This is a genomic window from Amycolatopsis echigonensis (assembly GCF_014174495.1).
In the GTDB taxonomy this organism is placed as follows: domain Bacteria; phylum Actinomycetota; class Actinomycetes; order Mycobacteriales; family Pseudonocardiaceae; genus Amycolatopsis; species Amycolatopsis echigonensis.
The window spans coordinates 1-9,734 of the sequence record NZ_JACJHR010000155.1; the positions used below are offsets into that span (position 1 = coordinate 1).

Genomic DNA, 9,734 nt, shown 5'->3' on the forward strand with positions numbered 1-9,734 from the left:
GGTGGGCGAACGGGGTCGGCCGCCCGCGGGCGGTCCTGCGCGCAACATACCATTAGTGATACGTATGATTTAAGAGGCAAATCCTCATGTCACACCGCCGGGGTCACGTGCGGGAGGCTCGCCGCAGCAGCCGGATCACCGCTTTCTCGATCCGCTCCCGCAGCTCCTCCTCCGCGAGCCCGTCCGCGTCGGCCTTGCGCAGCGCGCGGCGGATCGTGGTGCGGCGCTCGAACTCCCGCAGCACGCGTGGATCGACGTACGAGCGCCGGGCGACAGCAGGCGTGTTGCCGAGTTCTTCCGCGACCTCCTTCATCGCAGCGGTCTCGGCCCTCGCCTTCCCGCGCTGCGACGCCGGCACTTCCTGGGCGGCCAGGGAGACCGCGGCGAGCACCGTCGCGTGCCAGGTGCGCAGGTCCTTGACGGTGAACTCCTCGCCGGCGAGTTCCTTGAACCGTTCGTTGACGTCGCTGGCGTGCAGTTCGTGCCAGCCGTTGCCGGTGCGGTAGACGAACAGGCGCGAGGTGCCGGTGCGACAGCGGCGGAGCGAGTTGAGGACGGCTGCGAGTTCGCCGTCGCGCAGGGTCAGCGACCGGACGAGGCCGCTTTTGGCGGGGTAACAGAAGGTCAGCTCGTCGCCGCTGATTTTCACGTGTTCGCGCAGCAGCGTGGTCGCGCCGTGGGAGCCGTTGGTTTCGGCGTACTCCTCGCCGCCGCTGCGGAACACGCCCCGGTCGATCATCCGGAGCACGGCTGCCGAGACCCGCAGCCGATCGAGGCCCCGTCGGCACAGGTCCTGCCGGATGGCGGCCCGGACGCTCGGCAGCTCGCCGGCCAGCGCGAGCACCCGATCGTGTTTCTCCTCGTCGCGCGCCCGGCGCCATTCGGGGTGGTACAGGTACTGGCGGCGGCCCGCGTCATCGGTCCCGACGGCCTGGATGTGCCCGGTGGGGTGCGGGCAGATCCACACCCGCCGCCACGCGGGCGGGATGACCAGGTCGTGGATGCGCTCGAGGACCTCCGGATCGGTCACCGGGGAGCCGTCCGGCGCGAGGTACCGGAAACCGCGGCCCCGGCGCTGCCGCCTGGCGAGGACAGCTCGCTCCGCCGTAACCGCATGCTCGCGGTTGCCCGCGCCGGCCCGGTTCAAACCGGAATCCGGACACCGGTTGCGCGCCGGACATCGGTTCGCGCCTGCTCAGGTTTTGCCCGGTGCCTCGCCGGTTATCCGGGTAACTCCGTGCCGGTCCCGGCGCGGGCGAACCAGGGAGGGCTCGGGCATGACTTCTGCCGTTGCGCGGCGCACCCCGCGGCCCGGCCTGGCCGGAGGAACGAGCGTGCCGCCGACGAGGAGCCTCTGATGACCACCACCGCAGACCAGTCCCTGTGGCTCGCGACCGCCTCGGCGACCAGCCGCTCCTCGCTGAGCGGGCGGGGACGCGCCGAAGTCGCCGTCATCGGCGGCGGCATCGCCGGGATGACCACCGCGTTGTTGCTCGCCCGCCGTGGCGTGAACGTGGCCGTCCTCGAATCGGGGCGCGTCGCGGAAGGGGCGAGCGGCAACAACACCGCCAAGGTCACCGCCCTGCAGTCCACTGTGTACTCGACACTCCTCCGTGAGCACGGCGCCGCCACCGCGACGGCCTATGCGGATGCGGCGCTGGCCGGCGTCGAACTGGTGGCTGAGCTGACCGAGCCGATCAGCTGCGGGCTCCGGAGGCTGCCAGCCGCGACGTTCGCGATGGATGCCGACGAGGTGGACACCGTCCGAGCCGAGTACGAAGCCGCGAAGCAGGCCGGTCTGCCGGTCGAATGGACGACCACGCTCGACGTGCCGGTCCCGGTGCACGGCGCGGTGCGGCTGCCTGAACAGCTCGCGCTCCATCCGGCCGACTACGTGCGCGGGCTCGCAGACGCCGTCGAGGCCGAGGGAGGCCGCGTATTCGAGGAGAGCCGGGTGCGGCAGGTCAGTGCGGCGCCGCCGTATCGCATCACGACCGACGGCGGCGCGCTCGACGCCGAGAACGTCGTCGTCGCCACGCATTACCCGATGCTGGACCGCGGGCTGTTCTTCCCCCGGCTGGAGGTACAGCGGTCGTATTGCGTGGCCGCGACCCTGAAGTCCGGCAAGCCGCCGCAGGAGCTGGCGATCAGCGCCGGGAGTCCACTGTGGTCTTTCGCCTCCTACGAGGATCGGCTGATCCTCGGCGGCCAAGGCCATCCGGCGGGCGACCCGGTCGACTTCGCGCGGTACACCGAACTGGGCGAGTTCGCGGCACGCCACTTCGACCTCGACGAGGTCACGCACCGGTGGTCCGCCCAGGACCCGAAGGCCTACGACAGCATTCCGATCGCCGGGCCGTACTTCCCCGGCGCCCGGAAACTGTGGGTCGAGACGGGCTTCGGCAAATGGGGGCTGGCGATGGGCACCGTCGCGGCGGCCGTGGTCGCCGACGGGATCACCGGTTCGGCCAACCCGCATCGGAATCTCTTTTCCCCGCAACGGATCTCGCTGCGGTCGGCGTCGAAGCTGGTGCAGCAGAACGCGAAGGTGGCGAAGGACTTCGTCGGCGACCGTCTCGCCCAGGTCGACGCGAAGAGCACCGAGGACATCGCGGTGGACCAGGCGAAGGTGCTGCCGGACGGGCGCGGCCGCAAGGGCGTTTACCGAGACCGCGAAGGCACATTGCACGCGGTGTCCATGCGCTGCACGCATCTCGGCTGCTTCGTGCGGTTCAACGCCGCCGAACGCAGCTGGGACTGCCCGTGCCACGGTTCGCGGTTCGATGTCGACGGCGCCGTTCTCGAAGGTCCCGCCACCGAGCCGTTGCCCCGCCGGAATCCCTGAAAAGGAACCGGATCGCCGCGTGTAGGACAGCTGATCGCGGGCACTCCTGCCGGACTTGCCGGGCACGCGCCCGGCTCGGATCCCCGGGAGAGGACGCTGATGTTCCGACACACCAAGCTGCTGCAGTTCGAGGCGAAGCCCGAGAAGCCCGACCCGGTGTACGCGCACAAGCTCCAGGAGCTGATCGGCGGCGCGTTCGGCGAGATGACGGTGACCATGCAGTACCTGTTCCAGGGCTGGAACTGCCGCATCGAGGGCAAGTACAAGGACCTGATCATGGACACCGCGACCGAGGAGATCGGGCACGTCGAAATGCTCGCCACGATGGTCGCGCGGCTGCTGGAGGGCGCGCCGGCCACCGCGACCGCGGAAGCGGTGAAGGACCCGGTGATGGCGGCGGTGCTCGGCGGGATGGATCCGCAGCAGGCGATCGTGGCCGGCGGCGGCGCGCTGCCCGCCGACTCGAACGGCACGCCGTGGAACGGCAAGTACATCGTCGCCTCCGGCAATCTCCTCGCCGACTTCCGCGCGAACGCGGCGGCCGAGGCACAGGGCAGGCTGCAGACCGCGCGGCTGTACCAGATGACCGACGATCCCGGCGTGAAGGCGATGCTGCAGTTCAACCTCGCGCGCGACACCGTGCACCAGAAGCAGTGGCTGGCCGCGATCGAGGAGCTCAAGGCCGACGGCCTGGAAAGCGACATCGCGCCGACCGCGTTGTTCGACGAGGAAAACCAGGAGCACAACAACACGGTCTGGCACCTGTCGGACGGCCCGGACGGGGCCAAGGCGGGCTGGAGCTTCGGCGGGGAAGGCATCGAATACCTCACCGATCCGAAACCGCTCGGCGGTCCCGGCACCGCTCCGAAGCCGGACCCGGCGCTGTACGGGACGTACTCGCCCACGCAGAACGCCGTCGGCTCGCTGAAGGGGAAAGCGAAAGAAGCGAAGAACAAGGCCAAGTGACGACGAGTCGCGGGAGCCCCGGGCCGATCGCGCCCGGGGTTCCGGCATGTCGTAGGCAGTCTTGCGCCAGGAAACGCCCGCTTCCGCGACTCGGCCGTCCACAAAGGACCAGTGGCTGCTCGCCTGCTCGAGCCGCCGTCTGCAAGTTTTCCGGCGCGTACGGTCAGGCCCGCCGTCGATGCGCGGTGCCGGATACCGCAGCGCCGCCGTTGAGTTTGGCCGTGGTATGCCCGTTCGGTCGCGCACAGCACGGGCGGGGAGGGGCCGAGGCAGCCGATGACTCACCCTCCGTGAGTCCGGGCTCACCGGGGCGGCGGATTGCGCCACCTGGACCAGTGGAACGGGTGCCACGGCGGGTATCCGTGCCTCATGCACCGGATCGCTGACAAGGTCGCCCGAGGCGAAAAGACCGACACCGCCCAGCTTCTCGGCCGGGCGGGGATGGTCTGTTACGCGCTCGTCCACCTCATCCTGGCCTACCTCGCCGCGCGGGTCGCGGTCGGCGCCGGCGGACAGCCTGACCAGAAGGGCGCCCTGCAGGAGGTCGGGTCGACGGCGTTCGGGCAGGTTCTGCTGTGGGTGCTCGCGGCCGGTCTGGTCGCGTTCGGACTGTGGCAGTTCCTGATGGCCGCGACCGGATACACCTGGACCAGCGGCGGGCAGCGGACGCGCAAACGGCTCGGTGCCGCTGCGCGGGGGATCGTCGTGCTCGCCATAGGCGGCACCGCCTTCCGTCTCGCCGCGGGCGACGGCGGGGGCGGTTCGAGCGATCAGACTCAGCAGGAGTTCACCGCGAAGCTGCTGCAATTGCCCGCGGGCCGAGCACTCGTCGTGGTCGTCGCCGCGGTGGTGCTTGGTGTCGCCATCGCCGCTGGGGTCAAGGGCGTGAAGCAGACCTTCCTCGAAGACCTCGATCTCGGCGGATTGCCCGGCAAAACCCGCCGTTGGGTCGGCCGCCTGGGCTCGACCGGGTACCTGGCCAAGGCCGTTGTCTTCGCGCTGACCGCGTTTCTGCTGGGCTACGCCGGGTTCCGCGCCGACGCGAGCCGGGCGGGCGGGTTGGATGCCAGCCTCAAGACTCTCGCTGCCCAGCCGTTCGGTGCGGTGTTGTTGGCGGTGGTGGCGTGTGGTTTGGCGGCGTTCGGCGTTTATTGTCTCGCGGCGGCGTGGGCGCACCGGCGCTAACGCGGGGCAGGTGGTGGGGTGCCCGCCAAGGCCCTGCCTGAACCGCCTGCGGTCAAGGGGTTCCCGCGAGCAGGTCCACGACGTCCTCGCCCCGTCCCCGCTCGGCGAACCTCCGCCGTTGCCGGTCCGCGCCGCTGCCCTCCGCGCACAGCCGCGCCGTGGCTTCCTGGGCGAATTCCAGGTCCCCGGCCGATTCCAGCGCGGGCTCGGTCAGCTCGATCAGATCCGCGAGCACCGCCTTCGCCGGAGCCAGGTCGCCGCTGCGCGGGTGCGGGCAACAGCCGCTGATGCCGTCCCGCGACGCGCGCCAAAGCTGGGCGCGCAGCACCTCGTTCGGCAGGTCCGGCGGCGGGTCCTCGTCCGCCAGCGCGGTGGCGACCAGCCCACGCGCCAGCACGCCGAGCAAGACCGCTTCCTCCGGCGTCGCGGCTACGTCGCCGATGCGGAACTCGATGGTCGGCTGTTTCTCGGAGAGCCGGACGTCCCAGTAGACCATCCCGCGGTCGAGGATCGCGCCCGAGCGCAGCCACGCGTCGACGACGCTTTCGTACTCGTCGAACGACGCGAACCGCGGCGGCGGCCCGGCCGAGGGCCACCGGCTCCATTGCTGGTAGCGCCAGCTGCGGTAACCGGTGTCGTAACCGTCGGCGACGGCGGAATTCGCGGTCACGGTCAGCAGCGGCGGCAGCCACGGCCGGACCCGCCCGAGCACCTGGACGCCGGTCTCCTTGTCCGGGATCGCGACGTGCACGTGACAGCCGCAGGTCAGCGACGTCCGCGCGGTCGCGCCGAAATGCTCGCCGATCCGCTCGTAGCGCGGACTCGGGGTGACCCCGGGCAAGCCCTCCTCCGGCAGCGGCGGCGAGCCCGCGGGCAACAGGCGGCAGTCGCGTCGCCGCGCGGCCCCGGCCAAGTCCTCGCGCAGTTCGCGCAGCCGCCGCAGCGCCTCGTCGCGGGTCCGGCAGACGTCGGTGGCGATCTCCGCCTGCGACCGGGTGAGTTCGTGCTGCAGCTCTCCGTCGTCGCTGCCCGTTTCCGCGGCGTTGTCGACGACTTCGTCCGCCCGGGCCAGGTGTCCGTCCCGGTCGACGACGAAGAACTCCTCCTCGATGCCGAAGGTCAGCTCGTCGCCGGTCTGATCGTTCACCGGTCTTCTCCTGTGGTCCGGGGGCATCGGAGTACCCGGACCGCTCCGCGCGCAAACGACGTTTTCCCGGCTGGGAAAAGGGTAGTCCGCCGGCCAGGAAACGCCGGGCGGCCTGTCCCGCGCCGCCCGTGCCCGGACCGCACTGTGAGGACGCCGATGTCGACCGACGCGATCGTATTGCTCAAGAACGACCACAAGACGGTGGAGAAGTTGTTCAAGGAGTTCGAAAAGGCGGGGGACAAGGCCCACCGGAAAAAGCGTCGCATCGTCGACTCGATCATCGAAGAGCTGACCGTCCACGCCTACCTCGAAGAAGAGATCTTCTACCCGGCGGCGAAGGAAGCCGTGCCGGAGACCAAGGACCACGTCCTGGAGAGCGTCGAAGAACATCACCTCGTCGTGTGGATGCTCTCGGAACTGGTCGACTTGAATCCGGAGGACGAAACTTTCGCCGCGAAGGTGACGGTGCTGACGGAAAATGTCCGCCACCACGTCGAGGAGGAAGAGGACGAGTGGTTCCCGGAGGTCCGCTCGGCGATGGGCCGCAAGCAGTTGCGGGAACTGGGGCAGCGGATGATCGACGCGCGGCCGGACGCGCCGAAGAATCCGCTGAAACTGCAGAGCGCCCAAGCCTGATCGCGGTTCCGGGACAGTCGAGTCGGTTCGCCGGGCGCGGGCGCCTGGCGGCGATTGTCCCGGTTCCGCACTCGACGCGGGACCCGCGAACGCCTCCGAGCGCGGTGGCCGGGCAGATCCGCGCTGCGTCCACAAAGGACTGGAGCCCCGGAGCGGCTTTGCACCCGGGCCCATCCGTGCCGCCGGAACCGCAGACCGAAGAGTCCGTCGATTTCGGCCAGTCGGCGGGCAACCACGTCCGGGCATCGGCCCGCAGCAGGCTGAGCCGCGACGACTCGACTGCCGAGGGCGAAGCGGCGACGGAGGACGGGAGCCCGCACAAGGCGACGACGGCGAAAGCCGGTGGACGTTCAGGCAACCCTGCCCGCCCGGGACCTTTCCGCCGTCGTCTGCTTCCGGGGTTCGCTTCAGTCGGTTTCCGGCTGCTGCCACGTCCTTCCGGCCCGCTGGGCGGCCAGCTGGATCTCGTCGCCGACCTCCTGCCAGTTCTGGTCCGTCGGGTCGTGGTCGCCGATCCACGTGCGACGCGGCGTCGCGAGGGAACTGCCGACCGGCTTCGGTTCTTCGGTCATCTGAGTCATGATTCCTCCGTCTCCGGGTGAAGACCACCTCGGACTACCCCTTTCGAGCCCCCTGAAACGGGCCGGGGTTTGAGATCTGCCCCGCTGGGTATGCGGCTCGCGTGGCCGATCATTCCCGCGCACCTGTGCTCGAAGCGATCCGGCGGTTCCGCGCGTCCGGACACGTGTCGTTCCTCCCGCCCGGACACAAACAGGGCCGCGGCGTAGACCCGAGGCTGGCGGAGATCGTCGGCCGCGACGTGTTCGCCTCGGACATCATCCTGATGAACGGCCTGGACGACCGGGCGCTCAACCGCGGCGTGCTGGCCAAGGCCGAAGACCTCATGGCGGACGCGGTGCGCGCGGATCGCGCGTTCTTCTCGACCTGCGGCAGTTCGCTGTCGGTCAAATCCGCGATGCTGTCGGTCGCGGGCCCCGGCGAAGAGCTGCTCATTTCCCGCAACGCGCACAAATCCGTGGTGGCCGGGCTCATCCTGAGCGGCATCCGGCCGGTCTGGGTGTCCCCGCGCTGGGACCGCGACCGGCACTTCGCCCATCCGCCCGGCCCGGAGGAAACCGAGGCGGCCTTCGCGGAACACCCGGCGGCGAAGGGAATGCTGCTGATCACGCCGACCGACTACGGCTGCTGCGCGGACATCCGCGGCGTCGCGCGGATCTGCCACGAGCGCGGGGTGCCGCTGATCGTCGACGAGGCCTGGGGCGCGCATTTCCCGTTCCACCCGGACCTGCCGGCGTGGGCGATGGACGCGGGCGCCGACCTGTGCGTGACGAGCGTGCACAAGATGGGCGCGGGCCTCGAACAGGGCTCGGTCTACCACCTGCGCGGCGACCTGGTCGACGCGGACGTGCTCGCCATGCGCGCCGATCTGCTCGACACGACCAGCCCGTCGTCGCTGATCTACGCCGGGCTCGACGGTTGGCGCAGGCAGATGGTCGAGCACGGAGAAGGTCTGGTGGACACCGTGCTGCAGCTGGCCGAGGACACCCGGAAGCGGCTGGCCGGAATCGCCGGGATCACCGTGCTGGGAGACGCCGAACTCCTCGGCCCCGGCCGCGCGGACGCCCGGGATCCGCTGAAGCTGCTGATCGACGTGTCCGAACTCGGGTGCTCCGGCTACGACGCGAACCACTGGCTGCGGGAACACCAGCGAGTCGACGCCGGGCTCTCCGACCATCGCCGGATCGCCGCCCAGCTGACCGTCGGCGACGACGAGGACACCGCCGCCCGGCTGGTCGAGGCGCTGCAAGCGCTGTCCGACCACGCCGGCGAGCTTCCCCGCGCCAAACCGGTCGACCTCCCCGCGCCCGAAGACCTGGAACCCGACCAGGCGCAGCTGCCGCGCGACGCGTTTTTCGGTCGGGCCGAACAGGTCCCGGTCGAGGAGGCGGCGGGACGGATCGCCGCCGAAACGGTGAGCCCGTACCCGCCGGGCGTCCCGGCCGTGCTGCCCGGCGAAGTGCTGACCCGCCCGGTGCTCGACTACCTGCGGAGCGGCGTGGCCGCGGGAATGTTCATGCCCGACCCGGTGGATCCGCTGCTGCGCAGTGTGCGGGTCGTCGCACGCTGAGCCGGGATTGCCTCCGGCGGACGCGGGTAATCCCCGGCCCATGACGGAATGGGACAACCGGCTGCCCGTCGTGCGCGACCTCGAAGAACTGGTCTCGGCGTTCCGCCGGGCCGGCGAGGAAGACCTGTACGTGCGGTGGTCGCGCGGCCCGGACGCGGATCTGTGCTCCGGCGAGGAAAGCCGCGACGGGCTCACCGGGATGCCGCTGCCCGGGCTGTCGGCGAACTCCCTGGCCCGGCAGCCGTGGTGGCGCGGACGGTCGCTGCGGCTATGGCTGGCCCGGCGCCTGCACGACTACCAGCACCTGCGCGAACGCGGCGGCCCCGGCGTGCGTCCGTGGCTGTTGCGGGGCAGGGAAATCGCCCGGGGTCCGGACAACGAACCGTTGGTCGTGGACGCCGAACCGCTGGCGTGGATCGAGGACGCGGTGATGCACGAAGCGCGGCGGCTGGTCGAGCGGGAAGCCCCGGCGGACTGGGGGTCGATGGACCGGCAGTCGTGACGGGATCCGGCGTTCCGCCCGGCCCAGGTTGCTACCGTCGTCCGGGCACGGCCGAGAAGCTCGAGGCAGCGGGGGAACGCAGATGCGCGCGGTGAAAATCAGGGACGGCGGGTTCGAACTCGGCGAGGCGCCCGACCCGGCCGCGGACGGCGACCAGGTCGTGGTCCGGATCCGCGCGGCCGGATTGAACGCGGCGGACCTGCAGCAGGCCCGAGGGACGTACCCCGCCCCGCCGGGCTGGCCGGACGACATCCCCGGGCTCGAAATCGCCGGTGTCGTCGAACAACCGGCCCGGACCGCGAGC

10 protein-coding genes are annotated in these 9,734 nt (G+C 70.6%); 7 read left to right on the top strand and 3 right to left on the bottom strand.

Annotation, left to right across the window (positions count from 1 at the left end; translation table 11 throughout):
- Nucleotides 1–103: 103 nt before the first annotated feature.
- The gene (locus H5411_RS44830) at nucleotides 104–1,030 is read right to left on the bottom strand and encodes a DNA topoisomerase IB (protein ID WP_183127817.1); all 927 of its coding nucleotides are present in this window, start codon (nucleotides 1,028–1,030) and stop codon (nucleotides 104–106) included.
- 327 nt (nucleotides 1,031–1,357) lie between these two features.
- On the opposite strand from H5411_RS44830, the gene H5411_RS44835 reads away from it, so the two are divergent.
- The 3 genes from H5411_RS44835 to H5411_RS44845 all read left to right on the top strand — a co-directional run bounded on the left by H5411_RS44835 (nucleotide 1,358) and on the right by H5411_RS44845 (nucleotide 4,996).
- A complete protein-coding gene (locus tag H5411_RS44835) occupies nucleotides 1,358–2,845 on the top strand; it encodes an FAD-dependent oxidoreductase (RefSeq protein ID WP_183127818.1) in 1,488 nt (495 codons plus the stop codon).
- 99 nt (nucleotides 2,846–2,944) lie between these two features.
- Nucleotides 2,945–3,811, top strand: coding sequence for a manganese catalase (locus H5411_RS44840; protein ID WP_183127820.1), 867 nt, complete (start codon nucleotides 2,945–2,947; stop codon nucleotides 3,809–3,811).
- Between the two features lie 369 nt (nucleotides 3,812–4,180).
- Nucleotides 4,181–4,996 carry a DUF1206 domain-containing protein gene (locus H5411_RS44845; RefSeq protein WP_246370443.1) on the top strand — a complete coding sequence of 272 codons (816 nt, stop codon included), beginning with the start codon at nucleotides 4,181–4,183 and terminating at the stop codon, nucleotides 4,994–4,996.
- A 52-nt stretch (nucleotides 4,997–5,048) separates the two neighbouring features.
- On the opposite strand, the gene H5411_RS44850 is transcribed toward H5411_RS44845, so the two are convergent.
- Nucleotides 5,049–6,143, bottom strand: coding sequence for a carboxylate-amine ligase (locus H5411_RS44850; protein WP_312878751.1), 1,095 nt, complete (start codon nucleotides 6,141–6,143; stop codon nucleotides 5,049–5,051).
- A 156-nt stretch (nucleotides 6,144–6,299) separates the two neighbouring features.
- Between H5411_RS44850 and H5411_RS44855 the strand changes: the two genes are divergently transcribed.
- Nucleotides 6,300–6,779, top strand: a complete 480-nt coding sequence (locus H5411_RS44855; RefSeq protein WP_183127824.1) for a hemerythrin domain-containing protein — start codon at nucleotides 6,300–6,302, stop codon at nucleotides 6,777–6,779.
- A 407-nt stretch (nucleotides 6,780–7,186) separates the two neighbouring features.
- Here the strand turns inward: H5411_RS44855 and H5411_RS44860 are convergent, their stop codons facing one another.
- A complete protein-coding gene (locus H5411_RS44860; RefSeq protein ID WP_183127826.1) occupies nucleotides 7,187–7,351 on the bottom strand; it encodes a hypothetical protein in 165 nt (54 codons plus the stop codon).
- A gap of 110 nt (nucleotides 7,352–7,461) precedes the next feature.
- On the opposite strand from H5411_RS44860, the gene H5411_RS44865 reads away from it, so the two are divergent.
- From H5411_RS44865 to H5411_RS44875, 3 genes are all read left to right on the top strand, one after another.
- Entirely contained in the window at nucleotides 7,462–8,928 is a 1,467-nt protein-coding gene (locus H5411_RS44865) for an aminotransferase class I/II-fold pyridoxal phosphate-dependent enzyme (RefSeq protein ID WP_183127828.1), read from the top strand.
- A 40-nt stretch (nucleotides 8,929–8,968) separates the two neighbouring features.
- Entirely contained in the window at nucleotides 8,969–9,430 is a 462-nt protein-coding gene (locus tag H5411_RS44870) for a DUF6098 family protein (RefSeq protein ID WP_183127830.1), read from the top strand.
- An 82-nt stretch (nucleotides 9,431–9,512) separates the two neighbouring features.
- On the top strand, nucleotides 9,513–9,734 hold a 222-nt coding region (locus H5411_RS44875; protein WP_183127832.1), incomplete at its 3' end, for an alcohol dehydrogenase catalytic domain-containing protein.

Coding starts and splice junctions, on each gene's coding strand:
- H5411_RS44855 (WP_183127824.1), top strand. CDS start 6,300: ATGTCGACCGACGCGATCGTATTGCTCAAGAACGACCACAAGACGGTG.
- H5411_RS44845 (WP_246370443.1), top strand. CDS start 4,181: ATGCACCGGATCGCTGACAAGGTCGCCCGAGGCGAAAAGACCGACACC.
- H5411_RS44840 (WP_183127820.1), top strand. CDS start 2,945: ATGTTCCGACACACCAAGCTGCTGCAGTTCGAGGCGAAGCCCGAGAAG.
- H5411_RS44860 (WP_183127826.1), bottom strand. CDS start 7,351: ATGACCGAAGAACCGAAGCCGGTCGGCAGTTCCCTCGCGACGCCGCGT.
- H5411_RS44870 (WP_183127830.1), top strand. CDS start 8,969: ATGACGGAATGGGACAACCGGCTGCCCGTCGTGCGCGACCTCGAAGAA.
- H5411_RS44835 (WP_183127818.1), top strand. CDS start 1,358: ATGACCACCACCGCAGACCAGTCCCTGTGGCTCGCGACCGCCTCGGCG.